This window comes from Streptomyces sp. NPDC048254, from assembly GCF_043201895.1.
Taxonomy (GTDB): Bacteria; Actinomycetota; Actinomycetes; order Streptomycetales; family Streptomycetaceae; genus Streptomyces.
This window is the reverse complement of record NZ_JBICZJ010000028.1, coordinates 100021-118047: the sequence shown is the minus strand read 5'-3', so window position 1 is coordinate 118047 and position 18027 is coordinate 100021. Positions and strand designations below refer to the sequence as shown.

16 protein-coding genes and 1 pseudogene are annotated in these 18027 nt (G+C 72.6%); 7 read left to right on the top strand and 10 right to left on the bottom strand.

Going from position 1 to position 18027, the window contains the following annotated elements:
* Positions 1 to 19: 19 nt before the first annotated feature.
* From ACGFZQ_RS47530 to modA, 3 genes are read right to left on the bottom strand one after another with little or no spacing between them, the layout of a single operon-like run.
* Positions 20 to 1252 (bottom strand): ABC transporter ATP-binding protein, encoded by a 1233-nt coding sequence (locus ACGFZQ_RS47530; protein ID WP_393845752.1) that lies wholly within the window; start codon positions 1250 to 1252, stop codon positions 20 to 22.
* Positions 1249 to 2097 (bottom strand): molybdate ABC transporter permease subunit, encoded by an 849-nt coding sequence (gene modB / locus ACGFZQ_RS47525; RefSeq protein WP_393845751.1) that lies wholly within the window; start codon positions 2095 to 2097, stop codon positions 1249 to 1251. The genes ACGFZQ_RS47530 and modB overlap by 4 nt, the downstream gene beginning before the upstream one ends.
* Complete coding sequence (modA, locus tag ACGFZQ_RS47520; RefSeq protein ID WP_393845750.1) at positions 2094 to 2921, bottom strand: molybdate ABC transporter substrate-binding protein; 828 nt, start codon at positions 2919 to 2921, stop codon at positions 2094 to 2096. The genes modB and modA overlap by 4 nt, the downstream gene beginning before the upstream one ends.
* Positions 2922 to 3128: 207 nt before the next feature.
* Here modA and ACGFZQ_RS47515 point away from each other — a divergent pair.
* Together ACGFZQ_RS47515 and ACGFZQ_RS47510 are read left to right on the top strand one after the other, a co-directional pair.
* A pseudogene (locus ACGFZQ_RS47515) lies at positions 3129 to 3488 on the top strand (molybdopterin-dependent oxidoreductase); the annotation flags it as partial.
* A 29-nt stretch (positions 3489 to 3517) separates the two neighbouring features.
* Complete coding sequence (locus ACGFZQ_RS47510) at positions 3518 to 3964, top strand: helix-turn-helix domain-containing protein (RefSeq protein ID WP_393845749.1); 447 nt, start codon at positions 3518 to 3520, stop codon at positions 3962 to 3964.
* A gap of 46 nt (positions 3965 to 4010) precedes the next feature.
* Here ACGFZQ_RS47510 and ACGFZQ_RS47505 read toward each other — a convergent pair whose 3' ends face one another.
* The 5 genes from ACGFZQ_RS47505 to ACGFZQ_RS47485 all read right to left on the bottom strand — a co-directional run bounded on the left by ACGFZQ_RS47505 (position 4011) and on the right by ACGFZQ_RS47485 (position 7915).
* On the bottom strand, positions 4011 to 4406 hold the full coding sequence (locus tag ACGFZQ_RS47505; RefSeq protein ID WP_393845748.1) for a molybdopterin-binding protein: 396 nt from the start codon (positions 4404 to 4406) through the stop codon (positions 4011 to 4013).
* A gap of 217 nt (positions 4407 to 4623) precedes the next feature.
* Positions 4624 to 5145 carry a hypothetical protein gene (locus tag ACGFZQ_RS47500; RefSeq protein ID WP_393845747.1) on the bottom strand — a complete coding sequence of 174 codons (522 nt, stop codon included), beginning with the start codon at positions 5143 to 5145 and terminating at the stop codon, positions 4624 to 4626.
* Positions 5146 to 5259: 114 nt separating this feature from the next.
* Positions 5260 to 7215: an amino acid transporter gene (locus tag ACGFZQ_RS47495; RefSeq protein ID WP_393845746.1), complete on the bottom strand. Its 1956-nt coding sequence runs from the start codon at positions 7213 to 7215 to the stop codon at positions 5260 to 5262.
* A gap of 284 nt (positions 7216 to 7499) precedes the next feature.
* Positions 7500 to 7772, bottom strand: a complete 273-nt coding sequence (locus tag ACGFZQ_RS47490) for a GNAT family N-acetyltransferase (RefSeq protein WP_393845767.1) — start codon at positions 7770 to 7772, stop codon at positions 7500 to 7502.
* Positions 7773 to 7792: 20 nt separating this feature from the next.
* On the bottom strand, positions 7793 to 7915 hold the full coding sequence (locus tag ACGFZQ_RS47485) for a hypothetical protein (RefSeq protein ID WP_393845745.1): 123 nt from the start codon (positions 7913 to 7915) through the stop codon (positions 7793 to 7795).
* Between the two features lie 369 nt (positions 7916 to 8284).
* On the opposite strand from ACGFZQ_RS47485, the gene ACGFZQ_RS47480 reads away from it, so the two are divergent.
* On the top strand, positions 8285 to 9826 hold the full coding sequence (locus tag ACGFZQ_RS47480) for a hypothetical protein (RefSeq protein WP_393845744.1): 1542 nt from the start codon (positions 8285 to 8287) through the stop codon (positions 9824 to 9826).
* A 104-nt stretch (positions 9827 to 9930) separates the two neighbouring features.
* Here ACGFZQ_RS47480 and ACGFZQ_RS47475 read toward each other — a convergent pair whose 3' ends face one another.
* The gene (locus ACGFZQ_RS47475; RefSeq protein WP_393845766.1) at positions 9931 to 11490 is read right to left on the bottom strand and encodes a Na+/H+ antiporter; all 1560 of its coding nucleotides are present in this window, start codon (positions 11488 to 11490) and stop codon (positions 9931 to 9933) included.
* Between the two features lie 182 nt (positions 11491 to 11672).
* On the opposite strand from ACGFZQ_RS47475, the gene ACGFZQ_RS47470 reads away from it, so the two are divergent.
* Together ACGFZQ_RS47470 and ACGFZQ_RS47465 are read left to right on the top strand one after the other, a co-directional pair.
* The gene (locus ACGFZQ_RS47470) at positions 11673 to 14171 is read left to right on the top strand and encodes an ATP-binding protein (RefSeq protein WP_393845743.1); all 2499 of its coding nucleotides are present in this window, start codon (positions 11673 to 11675) and stop codon (positions 14169 to 14171) included.
* A complete protein-coding gene (locus ACGFZQ_RS47465; protein WP_393845742.1) occupies positions 14168 to 14926 on the top strand; it encodes a DUF4118 domain-containing protein in 759 nt (252 codons plus the stop codon). The genes ACGFZQ_RS47470 and ACGFZQ_RS47465 overlap by 4 nt, the downstream gene beginning before the upstream one ends.
* A 77-nt stretch (positions 14927 to 15003) precedes the next feature.
* Here ACGFZQ_RS47465 and ACGFZQ_RS47460 read toward each other — a convergent pair whose 3' ends face one another.
* A complete protein-coding gene (locus tag ACGFZQ_RS47460) occupies positions 15004 to 15522 on the bottom strand; it encodes a hypothetical protein (RefSeq protein ID WP_393845741.1) in 519 nt (172 codons plus the stop codon).
* Positions 15523 to 15792: 270 nt separating this feature from the next.
* Between ACGFZQ_RS47460 and ACGFZQ_RS47455 the strand changes: the two genes are divergently transcribed.
* The gene (locus ACGFZQ_RS47455) at positions 15793 to 17643 is read left to right on the top strand and encodes an APC family permease (protein WP_393845740.1); all 1851 of its coding nucleotides are present in this window, start codon (positions 15793 to 15795) and stop codon (positions 17641 to 17643) included.
* Between the two features lie 289 nt (positions 17644 to 17932).
* Complete coding sequence (kdpF, locus tag ACGFZQ_RS47450; protein ID WP_016434100.1) at positions 17933 to 18022, top strand: K(+)-transporting ATPase subunit F; 90 nt, start codon at positions 17933 to 17935, stop codon at positions 18020 to 18022.
* Positions 18023 to 18027 lie beyond the last annotated feature (5 nt).

The window sequence follows — 18027 nt, the reverse complement described above, 5'->3', positions numbered from 1 at the left end:
GGGCCTCTCGCGTCTGGTTCTACGCCGGGTACGCGTGGGTCCCCGTCGCCTTCACCGTCGCCCAGACCGGGGTGCCCGGGTGCAGGTCCAGTTCGGCGGCGGCGACCGTGGTGAGGTCGGCGGCGAGGGGGAGTTCACCGGTCAGGTCGGCGCGGATCCGGTCGCCGTGGACCTCCAGGCCGGCGACCTCGCAGCGCCACAGGTTGCGGGCGCTGGTGCCGGTGGGGCGGTCCCGGAAGAGGGTGACGGCGCTCGGCGGGAACGCGACGAACACGTCACCGGTGAGGTGCTCCGTGGTGGCGATGGCGGGGCCGGTGTCCAGCCGGACCAGGTGGCCCTCGACCGCGGCCTCGGCCCGGCCGCGGTAGAGGTTCAGGCCGACCAGGTGGGCGATGTAGTCGGTGCGCGGGTGGCGGGCGATGTCGGCGGGGGTGCCCTGCTGGACGATCCGGCCCTGCTCGATGACGATCAGGCGGTCGGCCAGCACCATGGCGTCCAGCGGGTCGTGGGTGACCAGTACGGCCACGGCCTCGAACTCGGCCAGGTGGCGGCGGAGTTGGGAACGCACGTCCAGGCGGGTGCGGGCGTCGAGGGCGGCGAGGGGCTCGTCCAGGAGCAGCAGGCGGGGGTGGGTGGCCAGGGCGCGGGCCAGTGCGACGCGCTGGGCCTGGCCGCCGGAGAGGCGGCGGGGTTTGGCGCCGGTGTGGTCCGCGAGGCCCATGCGGTCCAGCCAGGCGGCCGCCTGGGCGCGGGCCTCGGCCTTGGTCGCGCCGTGGCAGCGGGGGCCGAAGGCGACGTTGTCGAGGGCCGTGAGGTGGGGGAAGAGGAGATAGTCCTGGAAGACGACGCCCACCGGGCGGGATTCGGGGGGCGTACGGTCCAACTCCGTGCCGTCCAGGCGGAGATGGCCGGCGGTGAGGGGGGTGAGGCCGGCCAGGGCCCGGAGGGCGGTGGTCTTGCCGGCGCCGTTGGGGCCGAGGAGGGCGACGACCTCGCCGGGGGCGGCGGTGAGGGTGATGTCGAGGTGGAAGGCGGGGCGGCTGACGACGAGGCGGGCGTCGAGGCCGTCGGTGCGGTGCGGGTGCGGGTGCGGGTGCGTGGGGGCCGCCCGGCCTCCGGCCGGGTTGTGTTTCCCACCCGCAGCACCCGTGCGGGTATCAGTGTCGGGAGCGGGTGGCCCCTGCGGGGGCTGTGCGCCGTCGGCGGCCGCGGGTGGTGTGGGGGGCCGTCGGGTGGGGTCGGGGTGGGTCATGAAGGTGTCATCCAGCGGTCGCGGAGGCCTGCCAGTACCGCGATCGAGACGGTCAGCAGGACCAGGCTGAGGGCGATCGCCGCGTCGGGGTCGTTCTGGAGGGCCAGGTAGACGGCGAGCGGCATGGTCTGGGTGCGGCCCGGGAAGTTGCCGGCGAACGTGATCGTCGCGCCGAACTCGCCGAGTGCGCGGGCCCAGGCCAGTACCGAGCCGGCCGCGATGCCCGGGGCGATGAGCGGGAGCGTGACCCTGCGGAACGCCGTGAAGCGGGACGCGCCCAGGGTCGTCGCCGCCTCCTCGTAGCGCGGGTCGGCGGCGCGCAGCGTGCCCTCGACGCTGATCACCAGGAAGGGCATGGCCACGAAGGACTCGGCGATCACCACCGCGGTCGTCGTGAACGGGAGCGTGATCCCGAACCAGGAGTCCAGCCACTGCCCGACGACCCCGTTGCGGCCCAGGGCGAGGAGCAGGGCCACACCGCCGACCACCGGGGGGAGGACGAGGGGGAGGGTCACCAGCGCTCGTACCAGGCCGCGGCCGGGGAACTCCGTGCGGGCCAGCAGCCAGGCCAGCGGGACGCCGAGCACCAGGCTCACGGCGGTCGCCGCGGTCGCGCTGAGCAGCGAGAGCTGGAGGGCCTGCCACACCTCCGTGCTGGTCAGCAGCGACGGGAGGCTGCCCCAGGGGGCGCGCAGAAGCAGGGCGAGCAGGGGCAGGAGGAGGAAGACCAGAGCTACCGCTCCGGGGAGGAGGAGCGGTAGCGGCACAGTCGACCGGGCGCGCCGGCGCCGCGGGCCGCCCGTGACGGCGACGGCCCCTGCGTCCGGCTCGTCGGTCTTCGTCACGGCTTGAGGAACCCGGCCTCGTTCAGGACCTGCTGGCCCTCGGCGGACCGCACCAGCGCGATGAACGCCTTGGCCAGCGTCGGGTTCGGGGCGTCCTTCAGCAGGGCGATCGGGTAGTCGTTGATGGCGTCGGCGGACTCGGGGAACTCCACGCCCTCCACCTTGTCACCCGCGGCCTTCACATCCGTCTTGTAGACGACCGCCGCGTCGGCCTCCTTCAGCACCACCTTGTTGAGGGCGGACTTCACGTCCTCCTCGTAGGAGACCGGGGTCAGCTTGAGCTTGCTGGCGTCCAGGGCCTTCTGCGCGGCGGCGCCGCACGGCACCGTCTTGTCGCAGAGGACCACCTTCAGCGAGGACTTGGTCAGGTCCTTCAGCGAGGCGACCTTGTCGGGGTTGCCCGGCAGGGTGGCGATCTCCAGCTGGTTGCGGACGAAGGTGGCCGGCGTGGTGGCGGTGTCCTCCTTGTCCGTCACGATCGCCATCGTCTTGGGGCTGGCCGCGGCGAAGACGTCGGCGGGGGCCCCGCTGGTGATCTGCGCGGCGAGGGTGTCACTGCCGCCGAAGCTGAAGTCGACCTTCGTTCCCGGGTGGGCCTTCTCGAAGTCCGCCTTCAGCGTCGTGAAGCTCTCCTTGAGGGAGGCCGCCGCGAACACGGTGATCGAGCCCGACAGCTTGGGTGACGCCGACGACGAGGTGTCCGACTTCGTCTTCGCGGACGAGTCGTCGTCCGAGGAGGAGCAGGCGCTCAGGGCCAGCAGGGCCGCGACCGAGGCACCGGCCACCTGCAGCGTCCGCCGGGTCCGGCGCGCGGAACGGGTCATCACGAGTGAACTCCTCTGAATCCAGATGAAAAAGCTGTCGCGCCCTGCTGCGACCCTTCTACCGGCCACCTGGCGATGATACTGCCGCACGTGCCAGGCGTAAGTCATCTGTCACATCGCATGAGCTGCACACTTGTGGCTTGAACCTGGCATGTGCGTTTGTACGGAGGTGCGCCGCGGGTACCGTCATCCAGGAGGTGGCCGCACATGACGCTCGCCGAACTCGACCTCACCGGGGACCTGGCACGACCGGCCCGGCTCACCGTGTCCGACCCCCTGCGCCGGCCCCAGCACCAGGCGCGGGTCAGCTTCGAGTGCGCCACCAGCGGCGTCCAGCGCCACGGCTTCACCGGACCCCTGCTGTACGACGTCCTCAGCGACGCGGGCCCCGGTTTCGACCCCGCCCGGCGCAAGGACCGCCTGCGCTTCCTCATCGCGGTCACCGGCGCCGACGGGCACCACGCCCTGCTCTCCTGGGCGGAGATCGACCCGGATTTCGCCCACGCCCCCGTCCTGCTCGCCGTCGGCATCGACGGCACCCCGCTGGACCTGGCGGGCCCGCAACTGAAGGGGCGCTGACGGAGGTCGCCGGGCATGTGGCGCCCGGGGCGGCGGTGGGGCGGCTGCCGGAGGGGCTCGCCTTCGCGGTACTGCCCACCGCGGGAGACGTGCCGGCCGAGGTCTGGGCGCTGGTCGCCGGCTGCGAGCCCGGCGTACCGCTGCACGGCGGGACCGGGTCGGCGGCCACCGGGCCCGGTGCCCTGGCCGGGGCGCCGGCGCAGCCACGGTACGCGTTCACCTCCGCCCACGGCACCGCCCCGGACGCCTCCGCCCTCCTCGACGCAGGCGCGTTCACCAGCCTCGCCGCGCTGCTCACCGGCGAACGGGCCGCCTCCGCCGTGCTGTTGAGCACCCTGGAGACCTTCCTGGCCTGCGACGGCTCCTGGGCGCGGACCGCCGAGGCGCTGCATCTGCACGTCAACACCGTGCACTACCGGATGCAGCGGGTGGAGCACTTCACGTGCGCGACCTGTCCCGGCTGAGCGACCGGCTGGACCTGTGGGCGGCGCTGATGTGCCGGTGACGGGGTCAGACGCGGTCGATGTGCACGTTCGTCGACTTCACCCGGGCGGTGGCCTCCATGCCCACCTCCAGGCCCAGTTCCTCGACGGCCTCGCGGGTCAGCAGGGAGACCAGGCGGTGCGGGCCGGCCTGGATCTCGACCTGGGCGGCGACGTCGCCGAGCTTGATCGCGGTGACGATGCCGGGGAAGGCGTTGCGGACCGAGGTGTAGGAGGCGTCCTCCTCGCCGGTGCCGGCCCTGGCCAGTTCGACGGAGAACGCGGCGAGGTCCTTGCCGTCGATGAGCCGCCGGCCGCCCTCGTCGCGATGGGTGGTCACCCGGCCGGCGTCGGCCCAGCGGCGGGCGGTGTCGGGGCTGACGCCGAGCAGCCGCGCCGCCTGGCCGATCGTGTAGGACTGCATGGGGTCACGATAGGGCCGGTCGGCGGGGCCCGCGGACCAGGTGGCCGGCGGACAGAGCAGTTCCGCACACCCCTTCGGACGGGACCACTGCCACCCCCGAGGGGCGCGGGGAACTGCGCGACAAAGCCACGATGGCGCCGCACCTTCGTTACGGCGTCACCCGGATCGTCCGAGAGACCGATGCCGGCGTCGCGCAGCGGCCCGCGCCCGGTGCTGGTCAGGTCAGGCCGGATGCCTTGAGGACCGCGCGCGCGTTGGTGTCGTCGATCTCGTGGCCGAGCCGTGCGAGGACCTCGGTGCCCCGGCGCAGGGTGCCGCGGTCCAGGGAGCGGCGGACGCCGGTGTCCAGTTCGTGCCAGAGCAGCGGATTCGCGTGCAGGACGTTCGGGTCGAGCTCCAGCCGGTTGCCGGCGGTGTCGCGCAGCACCAGATGGGCGGAGACATCGCCGTACTGGCCGATGGAGACGAGGGAGTCGGTACGGACGGTACGGCCACGGAGCGGCCCGCGGACGGCCAGCCACCCGGGGCCCGCCGTGACCCGGGCCGGCAGCAGCATGACGAGAACGGCGGCCGACAGGGTGGCCCAGAGCAGGGCGCGGACCGGGGTGAGCGTGCCGGCGTCCCAGTCCACCAGGAGCGTCACGCCGCCGAAGCCGAGGGCGCAGCCGACGGCCAGCCGTGCGCTGCCGCGCCAGGTGCGGTCGCCGACTGCCCGGCCGCCGCGTCTTCCGTCGTCCATGAGGCCGACGGTAGGGGCCGCGGGGCGCTCGGGAACGGCGGCTGACGGGGTTCTTATGCGGACCGAGCGGTTATTGACGGGATTCTTACGACCCGGTCGTTTCGGCGTGGGCGCTCAGCCCGTGTGCACGCGCGGCCGTCGGGAGCGGTCCGGTTCCGCCTCGCGCAGTACCTCCCGGGTGACCGGGGCGACCTCGCCCTGGCCGAAGAGGAAGAAGCGCAGGAAGTTGGCGAACGGATTGCCCTCGGTCCACTCGAAGTAGATGTGCGGGATGCAGCCGGTGTCGTCACGGACGTGCAGCAGCAGCGCGGCCAGGGCGTTGGGGATGGAGGCCGACTCCAGGGTCAGGACGCGGTAGCGGTTGTGCAGGACCTCGCCGCGCACGCTGAGGCCCGCCTCGAACTCGGAGGGGTCGGTGACCGTGACCTCGACGAAGACGAAGTCCTCCTGCTCGGGCATGTCGTTGTCGGCGCGGATCTGCTCGATCTTGTCCCGGTACTCGGCCTTGTCGCGGGCGTCCGGCTCATTGGCGATGAACCGCATCTTGCGGCTGGCCATGTCCCTGATGAACCGTTCCGCCATGTCGTCGAGCGCCACACTCGTCACGCGCAGCTCGAAGGCGCGGGCCAGCCGGGACAGCAGTGAGACCAGGATGATGCCGACGATGAAGCAGGCACCGATCTTCACACCGTCCGGACGCTCGATGACGTTCACGACCGTCGTGTAGAGGAACACCGCCGAGATGACGGCGAAGGCGATGGTCCAGTTGCGCTGCTGGGCCTTGCGGGCGGCGATGGTCACCGCGATCGCCGCGGAGCTGATCAGCACCAGTACACCGGTGGCGTAGGCGCCGCCCTGCGCGTCGACGTCGGCGTCGAAGATCCAGGTGACCAGGAAGGCGATCAGGGTGAAGACGATGACCATCGGGCGCACGGCGCGGGCCCAGTGCGGGGCCATGCCGTAGCGGGGCAGATAGCGCGGCATCAGGTTGAGCAGGCCGGCCATCGCGGAGGCGCCGGCGAACCACAGGATGCAGATGGTCGAGACGTCGTACACCGTGCCGAAGGCGTTGCCGAGGTACTCGTGCGCCAGATAGGCGAGCGCGCGGCCGTTGGCGTCGCCGCCGGACTTGAACTCCTGCTCCGGGATCAGCAGCGTGGTGATGAAGCTGGTCGCGATCAGGAAGCAGCTCATGATCAGGGCCGCCGTGGTGAGCAGCTTCCTGGTGTCCCGGATCCGGCCGGTGGGCCGCTCCTCGGTGTCGCCCGGGTCGCCCTGGACGTGCGGCATGACCGCGACGCCGGTCTCGAAGCCGGACAGGCCCAGCGCCAGCTTGGGGAAGACGATCAGGGCCACGCCGATCATGACGAAGACGTTGCCGTGTTCCGTGGTCAGGGCGCTGGTCCAGTCGGTGATGACGTGCTCGGCGGTGATGACGTGGTAGACGCCGACGATCACGACCACGACGTTCAGTGCGAGGTAGATGCCGACCAGGGCGACCGCGACGCCGATGGCCTCCAGGAAGCCCTTGAGGAAGACCGCGCCCAGCAGCGCCACCAGGATCAGCGTGATGATCATCTGCTTGCCCTGGAGGAAGTCCGTCAGATGCGGGTTCTCGACCAGGTGGGTGGAGGCGTCGGCGGCCGACAGGGTGATGGTGATGAGGAAGTCTGTGGCGGCGAAGCCCAGCAGGGTGAGCACGAAGAGCTTGCCCTGCCAGAAGGAGAGCAGCCGCTCCAGCATGGCGATGGAGCCCTCGCCGTGCGGGCTCTCCGCGGCGACGCGCCGGTAGACCGGCAGGGCGCCGGCCAGGGTGACGATGACCAGCACGATGGTCGCGATCGGCGACAGCAGCCCGGCCGCGAGGGCCGCGATGCCGGGCTGGTAACCGAGGGTCGAGAAGTAGTCCACACCGGTCAGGCACATCACCCGCCACCAGCGCTGGCCCTTGTGCGCGGGCTCCGGCTGCGCGTGGGGCCCGGTGTGGCCGCCGCTCTTGCCCATGTCGGACAGCCCCTCCAGCATCCAGGCGCGCAGGCGACTGGGAGGGGGGTGTTCGGTCGTGGCCATCGGTCGGGCTCCTGGTGTCCGGCGCGCTGAGTGCGGGGCAGTTCGATTCCGGCCATCACGCGGACGGCGGCACCAGCGTATGCAGAGAGTGACGCCTGGGCCCACGGATCAGCGGGCCCCGGGCGTCAAGCTTGCGTTAAGAATCGCCTGGCAGGAGGCGTCGGAGCATCAGGAAAGGACGGCACTCAGGCCGCGACGAGGCGTTCGGCTGTACGGGGGACGGCGGGCGGGTGCCGGGCCCGGACACCGAGCGTTATCCCGTACGGCGGCTGCCGCGCCCCGTCTCACGCGCTCAGCCGCTCGTGTACGACCGGGCTGCCGACCGCGTACTGCACATACTCGCGAACCAGGCGGAACCCCGCGGTCCGGGCCAGCAGACGGGCGGCACGGTCGTGGACCGGACAGTTCCAGGTGGGGACGTGTCCGCGCGCGGTGATGTCGGCGCACAGGGACGTGACGCAGGCCAGGGCGAGGTGGTGGCGCCGGCGTTCGGGCACCGTGTGGACGCCGAGGTCCTCGTAGCGGGTGCCGCGGAAGTAGGTGCGGGCGACCGCCAGGACGCGGCCGGTGCGGCTCGTCAGGCGTGGCCGGAGGCGGCCAGGCCCCGCGGTCCGCCCCAGCTGGCGGAGAGCCAGGAGGCGTCCGGGCCGAGGGCGAACACGGCGTCCGTGTCGGCCGGTTCCAGGCGCCGAATCGTCACGTTCCTCGGGACCGGCGGGCGCTGCGGCTCGGCCTGGAGCGTCCGGTTGGTGCCGTCGCCGGAACGGGCCCCCGGCCGCCGCGGTCCGCGTCGGATCCGTGGTCCCGGGCCGTGAGGCCGCTGACGCCCGCGGTCTTCTCGGGCGGCCGACCGTGAATCATCCCTCGGCGAGTGCCGGACATACCTGCTCAGCACGGAATATACGGAACCCGTACGGGCGCCACGAGCACGCCGTCAAGATCCCGTCAAACCTGCCTGAAGGGTCGTCAGGAGCGCATCAAGGCCGCCTGTTCCTGGCCGGATCCGGTCGCAGACTCGATCGGTACGGGGGACGGGCGACCGTCCGTGGCGGGTACCTGGGAGGGGACCGTGACCATCACGGCCGGCACAGCACACAGACCTCCGAAGGAGGCTGTCGAAGAGCCACGGCAGGCCACGGTCGTCCCGCCGCCCGTACCCACCCCGGAGCCGCCGAAGCGGCGCCCGGGGCAGCGGATCGTGGCCGCGCGGGCCGCTCTGCGCCACCGTTTCCGGTCGACCGTGCCGGCACGGCTGCGCCTTCTGCGCGCGGCCACGGTCCTGCTCGCCGTCGCCCTGGGGACCGTGCTCCTCGTCGCCGGACTGGCCGCGAACGACACCTGGGACGCAGTGGCCGACCGCGACGCCCCGCGCACCACCAGCGCGGCCGGCCTCGACCTGGCCCTCAACGACATGGACGCCCAGGCCGCCAACATCCTGCTGTCCAGCGGGAACGGCGGGACGGGCGAGCTGACCGCCCCGCACGCCAAGGCCGTCACCCTGTACGGCGACGCCCGCCGCGAGATCGGGCACGACCTGCGCACCCTCGCGGCCGCCGCCCAGGGGGACCGGACCGACGAGAAGACCGTCGAGTCGATCACCGACAACTTCGCCGAGTACCAGGAACTCATCGGCCGCGCCCTGGAGAACGACCGCCGAGCCGACGGCAAACCGGACGCGATCGCCGACTACCGCCACGCCACCGACCTGCTGCGCGACAGCCTTCTGCCGGACGCGCGCAAGCTGGTCTCCTCCAACGACACGGCCTTCGACTCCCGGTACACGGCGGCCCGTTCGGCACTGTCCGCCCAGCTCGTCGCGGTCCTCGCCCTCGGTCTGCCGCTCCTGGCCGTCCTCGGCGTCGTGCAGTGGTACCTGGCCCGCCGCTTCCGCCGGAACCTCAACCCCGCCCTCCTGGCCGCCACCGTGTGCGCCCTGGCCGCCGTCGTCCTCGGCACCCAGCTCCTCTCCTCCACGGCCACGCATCTGAAGGTGGCCCGGCACGACGCCTTCGACTCCGTCGTCGCCCTCTCCCGCGCCCGCGCCATCGCCTACGACGCCAACGCCGACGAGAGCCGCTACCTCCTCGACCCACAGCGCCGCACCCGGTACGCGGACTCCTTCCTCGCCAAGTCCCAGGAGCTGTACGGCATCAAGGGCGCCACGCTGTCGACCTACGACGCCGGACTCGCCGCCACCTGGCAGGACTACCGCGCCGACGCCACCGACCCGCGCTTCACCGGCGAGTTCCGGCGCGAGCTGGACAACATCACCTTCCCCGGGGAGCGGGCCGCGGCCGACAAGACGGTCGACGCGTACGCCGTCTACGAGCGTGACGACCGGAAGATCCGCGCGCTGCTCGCCGCCGGCGAGGAACAGCAGGCGGTGGAGTTCTGCATGGGCTGGCAGGCGGGCACGTCCAACGCGCACTTCGGCGCCTGGATGACCGCACTGGACCAGGTGACCGACATCAACCGCGCCCACTTCACCTCGTCCGTCGGCGAGGGCCGGTCGGAGTTGAGCGGCCTGCTTCCGTGGGCGTGCGGGTTGCTGTGCGCGGCGATGGCCCTGGCCGCCCTGGGCCTGCGGCCCCGACTGGCGGAGTTCCGCTGACACCTGCCCGGGGGCGCGGGACTGTGCCGAGATGCGGCTCCGCCGCCGGGGCGCGACCAGCCTCCCGCTCACCAGCAGACGAAGACGGTCCCCCCGGCGGAGCGCTACGCGTCCGCCAGCCGGGCCTCCTCCAGGTCCAGGGACCGCTGGAGCCGTCTTCGGGTCGTGTCGCTGATCGTGTGCTCGTCGTACAGCCGCCGCAGCTCCGCCGCCTCCACCGCTATCAGGTCGCGGCGCAGCTGCCGGTAGACCAGGTCGGCCGACTCGACCGTGCTGTCGGTCAGCCGGTCGCGGGCGTCGTCGAGGCGGGCGTGGAGACCGCGCCGGAGCCGGTCGAGGACCACCTCGGGCACGGCCTCCAGCTCGGACAGCTCCTCCAGGCGCCGGATGCCCGCGTCGGCCAGCCGGCAGCGGGCGGCGGCCTCCTCGCGCTCGGTGTGGTCGGGCTCCAGGGCTATGCCGGAGCGGCGCACGACGGAGGCCAGGGAGAAGCCCTGCACGACGAGGGTGACCACGACGACCGAGGTGGTCAGGACCAGGACCAGCGGGCGCTCGGTCAGCGCCGAGCCGTCCTTCGCCACCACCGGGATCGACAGCGCGGCCGCCAGCGGCACCACACCCCGGGTGCCGGCCCACGTCAGTACCACCGGCACCCGCCAGTTCGGCCGCTGGATGCCGCCCTTGCGCTGCACCACCGCCGACAGCGGCGCCAGCCACAGCAGCCGCACCGCGATCAGCGTGCCGGCCACCGCCAGCGCGTACAGCGGCCAGGCCCGGTCGCCGTCGGACAGGGCCCGGACCTGGGCGGGCAGTGCGAGCCCTATCAGACTGAAGACCACGCTCTCCAGCAGGAAGACCACCGTGCCGTAGACGGCGTGCAGCTGAAGCCTTATACGGGCGTTGGTGAGCCGGTCGCCGCGGCCGCCCAGGACGACCCCCGCGACCACCACGGAGGTGACACCGGAGGTGTGGGCCGCCTCCGCGAGGACGTACGCGGTGTACGGCGTGACCAGCGATATCACCGTCTCCAGGACCGGGTCCTCGGTGCGCCGCCTGATCACCGCGACGACACCGGCGACGACGGCGCCGATCAGGGTGCCGCCGCCCGCGAGCAGCAGGAACTCGCCTCCCGCGGCCCCCCAGTTCGCCGCCGCCGAGGCCACCGCGACGCTCACCGCGACCCGGTAGAGAACCAGGGAGGTCGCGTCGTTGAAGAGGCTCTCGGCCTGGACCAGCATCTGCACCTTCGGCGGCAGCGCGAGCCGGCGGCCGAGCGCGGTCACCGCGACCGGGTCGGTGCTGGCCAGGATCGCGCCCAGCACCAGCGCCATCTGCCAGGACAGCGGGGTGACCAGCGAGGCGACCGCGCCGACGGCCGCCGCCGAGGCCAGCACCAGGCCGACCGCGAGCACCCCGACCGGCTTCCAGACCGCGCGCAGCTCCCGCCAGGAGAGTTCCTCGGCGCTGGCGTAGAGCAGCGGCGGGAGGACGACGAGCCCGATGACCTCCGGGCTGATCCGGATCTGCGGGGTGCCCGGCAGCAGGGCCACGGCGAGGCCCGCGACGACGAGGAGGGAGGGCGCGGGAATCCGCCATCGGCGCGCGAAGGTCGCCACCACCGTGGCCAGTACCACAAGTGCCAGAACCGTACCCACGCCGCGCATGCCGTCCCCCTGGGGCTCTGCGGGAGCCACAGTGACTCCCCGCCGACCAGACTTCCCGGCACACCGCCTTCACCCTATCCGGGCAAGGGCCGTCAAGACAGTGTCAACGTCCTCGTCAGTGGCGCCAGAGACGCGTCAAGAGGCCGCTTCCCGGGCCTTGCGGCGCGCTTGTCTTTGAGGTGATGAACGACGTACCGCGCGGACGACTCAAGGTCTACCTCGGTGCCGCCCCAGGGGTCGGCAAGACCTACCGCATGCTCGACGAGGCTCAGCGCCGCGCGTCCCGGGGCGCGGACGTGGCGGTGGGGTTCGTGGAGTGCCACGGGCGCCCCCGGACCGCGGCCATGATCGACGGCCTGGAGGTCGTGGACCGCCTGCGCTGCGACTACCGGGGCGGCGAGTTCGAGGAGATGGACGTCGCGGCCGTGCTGGCGCGCCGCCCGAAGGTGGCGATCGTCGACGAGTTCGCCCACACCAACATCCCCGGCGGCGGCCGGCACCCCAAACGCTGGCAGGACGTCGAGGACCTGCTCGCGGCCGGCATGGACGTGATCACCGCCGTCAACATCCAGCACCTGGAATCACTCAAGGACGTCGTCGAGAAGATCACCGGGGTGCCGCAGCACGAGACGGTGCCCGACGAGGTGGTCCGGCGGGCCGAGCAGATCGAGTTCGTGGACATCCCGCCGGAGGGCCTGCGCCGTCGCATGGCGCACGGCAACATCTACGCCCCCGAAAAGGTCGACGCGGCCCTCGCCAACTACTTCCGCCCCGGCAACCTCACCGCCCTGCGCCAGCTGGCCCTCCTCTGGGTCGCCGACCGGGTCGACGAGGCGCTCCAGTCCTACCGTGCCGAGCACGCCATCGGCGGGGTGTGGGAGACCCGGGAGCGGGTCGTGGTCGCGCTGACCGGCGGTCCGGAGGGCGACACGCTGGTACGACGGGCCGCCCGCATCGCCGACCGATCGGCGGGCGGCGACCTGCTCGCCGTGCACGTGGCCCGCAGCGACGGACTGGCCGCCGGTGTCTCCCACGCCTCGCTGGCCCGGCAGCGCCGGCTGGTCGAGGACCTCGGCGGCAGCTACCACTCGGTGGTCGGCGACGACGTGGCCACCGCCCTGGTCGAGTTCGCCCGCGCCGAGAACGCCACCCAGCTCGTCCTCGGCACCAGCCGCCGAGGCCGCCTCGAACGCTTCCTCACCGGACCGGGGACGGGGGAGGTCGTCACCGCGCTCTCCGGCGACATCGACGTCCACCGGGTCACCCATGAGCGCGCCGGCCGCGGCACCCTGCTGCCCTCCCGCCGCCGCACGCTCTCCCCCCGCCGCCTGATCGCGGGACCGGTGGCAGGGCTGGTGCTCCCGGTGCTGCTGACCATCGCCCTCGCCCAGGTCCGCGGCACCGTCAACCTGACCAGCGAGGCCCTGCTCTTCCTGCTCGCGGTGGTCGGCGTGGCCTGCATAGGCGGGGTCACCTCCGCCGTGATCGCCTCCGTCACCGCGTCCCTGCTGCTCAACTACTGGTTCATACCGCCCGTCGGCCAGTTCACCCTCGACGATCCCAACGCCCTGCTGGCGCTCGGGGTGTTCGCGGTCGTGGCCGCCACCGTCGCCGGGGTCGTCGACCGCTCGCTGCGGCTGTCCCGGCGCGCGGCCCGGGCCGCCGCGGAGGCCGAGACCATGTCGTCGCTGGCCGGGAGCATCGTGCGCGGCGGCCAGACCATCCCGGCCCTGCTGGAACGCACCCGCGAGACCTTCGGCATGGATTCCGCCGTGCTCGTCCAGGAGCCGCCCGATGGTGCCGACGTCACCACCGTGCCGGCCGGCCCCGGCAACTACCTGGTGCTGCGCGGTCGTACCCCCTCCGCGTCCGAGCGGCGGGTGCTCGGCGCCTTCGCCGCGCACGTCGGCTCGGCGGTGGAGAGGGCCCGGCTCGCGCAGGCCGCGGCCGAGGTCGAACCGGTACGCGCCGCCGACCGCATGCGCACCGCGCTGCTGCGGGCCGTCGGCCACGACCTGCGCACCCCGCTCGCGGCCGGCTGGGCGGCGGTCACCTCGCTGCGCAGCCGCGAGGTGGAGTTCTCCCCGGAGGACCGCGACGAACTCCTCGCCACCGCCGAGGAGTCCATGGCCCGGCTGAGCCGGCTGATCGACAACCTCCTCGACCTCAGCCGCCTGGAGGCCGGCGTCCTCACCCTCAACCTCCGGGCCACCGCACTGGAGGAGGTGCTCCCGGCGGCCCTCGCCGACACGCCGACGGCCGACGTGCACGGCGAGCCGGAGAACATGCCACCGCTGCTGGCCGACCCGCCGCTGCTGGAGCGCGTGATCGCCAACCTGGTCGGCAACGCGGCCCGCTACAGCCCGCCCGGCAAGCGGGTGCTGGTGACGGCGAGCGCGCTGGCGGGGCGCGCCGAACTCCGGATCATCGACCGGGGCCCCGGTCTGCCTGCCAACGGCCGCGACCGTCTCTTCGAGCCCTTCCAGCGGCTCGGCGACACCGACAACACCACCGGCCTCGGCCTCGGCCTCGCCCTCGCGCGCGGGCTCACCGAGGCGATGGACGGCACCCTGACCCCCGAGGACACCCCGGGCGGCGGACTGACCATGGTCGTCTCGCTGCCCCTGGCCGATCGGACCCAACCCTTCCGGACGCCGCAGAGCGTAGGAGGTGCCTCATGAGCAGCACATCCGCCGGTATGGGACACGCGACCTTCGGGTGGCCCGTGCCCGTGCCCACCAGAAACGGGGCCGCGCTCGCCGCGGGCCTCGCCCTCCCCTTCCTGGTCGCTCTCGTCCTGGTCCCCTTCCGTACCGACCTGTCCCACACCAACGCGGCGCTGGTCCTGGTCGTGGTGGTCGTCGCCGTGGCCGCGCTGGGCAGCCGCCTCGCCGGAGCGGTGGCGGCGCTCTCGGCGGCGGCGTGGTTCGCCCGCGGCGGAGCCGCACATGAACACAGCTTTCTGACCAGGCCGTACGAGACGTTCGACATCAGCGCCACCGTCGACATCGAGACGGCCGTGCTGCTGCTCGCCGTCGGTCTGATCGTGGCCCGGCTCGCGGCCCACGCACGCAGGCTGGAGACCGTCCCGGTGACCGACGAGGGCTACCTCACCCGCATCCACACCACCGCCGACCTGGTCCGGTCCGCCAAGTCCGCCGACGCCGTCGTCGGCCACGTGCGCGGCGAACTGACCGGCCTGCTCGGCCTGTCCGGCTGCCGGTTCGAGTACGGCACCCTGCTGGGACAGCCGGCCCGGCTGGGCAAGGACGGCGGGATCACCGTCGGACGGCGGGCCTGGGACCTGGAGAGGGGCGGCTGGCCGGAGGGCGAGATCGAACTGCGCGCGTACGGCCACGGCACTACCTCGGCCGGTTCATGCTCACGCCGGGGTCCGGGCCGGTGCCTCCGCGGCAGGCGCGGCTGGTCGCGGTGACACTGGCCGACCAGACCGGGGCCGCGCTGGACACGGCGGGGCCGGTGAGCGCGGGCTGATCCACCCCTGGACGAGGTCTACTCCAGGCCGGATGCCCTGAAGACGCCCAGGGCGTTCTCGTGTTCGACGCGTTCGGCGAGGCGGCTCAACGCGGTCGCGCCACACAGCAGGGTGCCGGCCGCGGCCGACCTGCGGGCGCCTTCGTCGACGTGACGCCACAGCCTCGGGTTGTCGATCAGGACCTGTGGGTCGATGCGCAGCCGGTCGCCGGACGAGTCCCGCAGCAGCAGCCGGGGAGAGACGCCGTCGAGGCACCGGACGGAGACCAGGAGGTCCGTGCGGACCCTGCGGGTGCGCAGCAGCCGGCGGGAGGTGAGCCAGCCGTCGCCGGCGCGGACCCTGGCGGGGCACAGGGCGGCGAAGAGGAGCAGGGCGAGGGTGGTCCAGAGGGCACCGCGCCACCAGGTGACCCTCCCTGACCCCCAGTCGATCAGGAGGAGCAGGGCGAGGAGGGCGCCGGCACAACGGGCAGACGCGTAGACGTCCTTGGACCAGCGGTGGTCCTCGGCGGAGGTGGCTTTGGCGCCGGGATGCATGGGGTGAAGGTAGGGAGTGGGGGAGCACGGCGTCAGTAGGTGCGGCATGTCCTTGATGGGACTCTGACGGGTTGTGGGCCGCTGCGGGGTGGTGGTCGCCCATCGGTACAGCGCCGCGCCCCTGTCAAGAAGGCGTCAAAGTCGAACCCTCCCGCGCGAAGAACGCGCAAGGAATTGTCGGACCTGGCCGGAACGGGACGGAACCTGATCGCACCGCGCGCGGCACTGCCGCGCGCGAAGGCATATCCCGTTCGTTAAGGAGCACCTCCCATGTCCGTACTGACCGCCGAACCGGGCGCCGTGCCCGCCGGTGAGGAGCCGCCCGATACCGGTGAGCGGCACCGGCTCACCGCCGTCACCGGCCTCGCCGCGCTGTCGCTGGACGCCATGGCGTCGGTGGCGTACGGACCGGAGGCCATCGTGCTCGTGCTGGCCGCCGCCGGTGCGCACGGACTCGGCTACACGCTGCCCGTCACCCTCGCCATCGCGGCCCTGCTGGCGGTGCTCGTCGCGTCGTACCGGCAGGTCATCGCGGCCTTCCCGGACGGGGGCGGTTCGTACGCCGTGGCCCGGACGCATCTCGGGACCCGTACCAGCCTGGTCGCCGCCGCCTCCCTGGTGCTCGACTACGTCCTCAACGTCGCCGTCGCCGTCACGGCCGGCGTCGCCGCGCTCACGTCCGCCTTCCCGGCCCTCTACCCGCACCGGCTGTGGATCTGCCTGGCGGTGCTGGTGCTGATCACGGGCGTCAACCTGCGCGGCATCGTCGAATCGGCGAAGGCGTTCATCGTGCCGACGGTCGTGTTCGTCGGGGCGATCTTCGTGCTGATCGTCGTGGGGCTGTTCCGGTCGTCGCCGGCGAGTACCGTCACCGCCGCCCGGCATGCCTCCGTCCTCGCCGACAACGCCTCCACCATCGGCGCCCTGCTCCTGCTGAAAGCTTTCGCCTCCGGTTGTGCCGCGCTCACCGGCGTCGAGGCCATCGCCAACGCCGTGCCCTCCTTCCGGGTGCCGCGCGTCAAGCGGGCCCAGCACGCCGAGGCCGCCCTCGGGGCCGTGCTGGGAGCGATGCTGATCGGGCTCTCGGTGCTGATCTCCCGGTTCCACCTTCAGCCCGTCGAGGGCGTGACCGTGCTCGCCCAGCTCGCCGACGCCTCCCTCGGCCACAACTGGGGCTTCTACGTCGTCCAGTTCGCGACGATGATCCTGCTGGCGCTGTCCGCCAACACGTCGTTCGGCGGGCTGCCGGTGCTGCTCAAGCTGCTCGCCCGGGACAACTACCTGCCGCACGTCTTCGCGCTGAAGGCCGACCGCCAGGTGCACCGGCACGGCGTGCTCGCCCTGGCCCTGGTCTCGGCCGCGCTGCTGGTGTTCTCCGGCGGCGACACCAACACGCTGGTGGCGCTGTTCGCCATCGGTGTCTTCGTCGGCTTCACCATCGCCCAGGTGGGCATGGTGAAGCACTGGCGGCTGGAGCGCGGGCCCGGCTGGCGGGGGAAGGCGCTGCTCAACGGCTTCGGGGCGGTCCTGACCGGTGTCGCGACCGTTGTCGTCACCGCCGGCAAGTTCGCCGAGGGCGCCTGGCTCGTCGTCGTGATGCTGCCGCTGCTCGTCGCCGCCTTCGGCGCCGTGCATCGCGCCTACCGGCGGGTCGGCGAGCGGCTCGGGCTCGGGCGGATCCCGGAGTCACCGCACCGCGAGCGGTCGGTGGTGATCGTGCCGGTGTCGTCCCTGTCCCGGCTCACCTCCCAGGCGCTCTCCGCGGCCGCCTCCCTCGGCGACGAGGTCCGTGCCGTCACCGTCTGCCATCCCGACCCCGAGGACCGGGCCCAGCTGCACGCCCTGGAGCGCGCCTGGGCCGAGTGGGACCCCGGGGTGCCGCTGGTCCGGCTGACGTGCGAGCGGCGCACGCTCGGCCGTCCCATCGCCGCATACGTCCGTGAGGTGACCGCGGCCGAGCCGGCCACCCAGGTGACCGTGCTGATCCCGGAGACCGAGCCAGAGCGGCTCTGGCAGCGGCTGCTGCAGAACCAGCGCGGTGCCGTCGTCGCGCACGCCGTGCGCCGGGAGACCGACGCGGTGATCTGCCGTCTGCGGTTTCGCCTGTCCTCATGCGCCTGATACGCCCGAGGCCGGCGTTCCCCCAGTTCAGGGGGGTTTCGGCGGCCGAATGGCGTTGCCCGGTCGCGGGTTGGTCGAGGCCGCGTAAGAGTCCCGTCAAAGGGGCGAACACCGCCGTAAGGGACCCGTCAACGGTGGCTGAAACCGGCCGGAAAGACGCTTTCCTCTAACAGTCCGAGTCCGTTCCGAACCTCATCCAGGAGTCCACGATGGCCGATCTGGCCTTCGTCGTCACCGTGCTCGCGGGTTTCGCGCTGGTGGCCCTCATCGCCAAGGGGGTGACCAAGCTGTGACCGCCGAGAACATCGTCGGCCTCGTCGTGGCCGTCGCCCTGCTGGGCTATCTCGTCCTCGCCCTGATCTTCCCGGAGAGGTTCTGAGACAG

Excerpts from the sequence above, each read along its gene's own strand:
- ACGFZQ_RS47530 (WP_393845752.1), bottom strand. The coding sequence starts at position 1,252 with ATGACCCACCCCGACCCCACCCGACGGCCCCCCACACCACCCGCGGCC.
- modA (WP_393845750.1), bottom strand. The coding sequence starts at position 2,921 with ATGACCCGTTCCGCGCGCCGGACCCGGCGGACGCTGCAGGTGGCCGGT.
- ACGFZQ_RS47505 (WP_393845748.1), bottom strand. The coding sequence starts at position 4,406 with ATGCAGTCCTACACGATCGGCCAGGCGGCGCGGCTGCTCGGCGTCAGC.
- ACGFZQ_RS47500 (WP_393845747.1), bottom strand. The coding sequence starts at position 5,145 with ATGGACGACGGAAGACGCGGCGGCCGGGCAGTCGGCGACCGCACCTGG.
- ACGFZQ_RS47495 (WP_393845746.1), bottom strand. The coding sequence starts at position 7,215 with ATGGCCACGACCGAACACCCCCCTCCCAGTCGCCTGCGCGCCTGGATG.
- ACGFZQ_RS47475 (WP_393845766.1), bottom strand. The coding sequence starts at position 11,490 with ATGCGCGGCGTGGGTACGGTTCTGGCACTTGTGGTACTGGCCACGGTG.
- ACGFZQ_RS47470 (WP_393845743.1), top strand. The coding sequence starts at position 11,673 with ATGAACGACGTACCGCGCGGACGACTCAAGGTCTACCTCGGTGCCGCC.
- ACGFZQ_RS47465 (WP_393845742.1), top strand. The coding sequence starts at position 14,168 with ATGAGCAGCACATCCGCCGGTATGGGACACGCGACCTTCGGGTGGCCC.
- ACGFZQ_RS47460 (WP_393845741.1), bottom strand. The coding sequence starts at position 15,522 with ATGCATCCCGGCGCCAAAGCCACCTCCGCCGAGGACCACCGCTGGTCC.
- ACGFZQ_RS47455 (WP_393845740.1), top strand. The coding sequence starts at position 15,793 with ATGTCCGTACTGACCGCCGAACCGGGCGCCGTGCCCGCCGGTGAGGAG.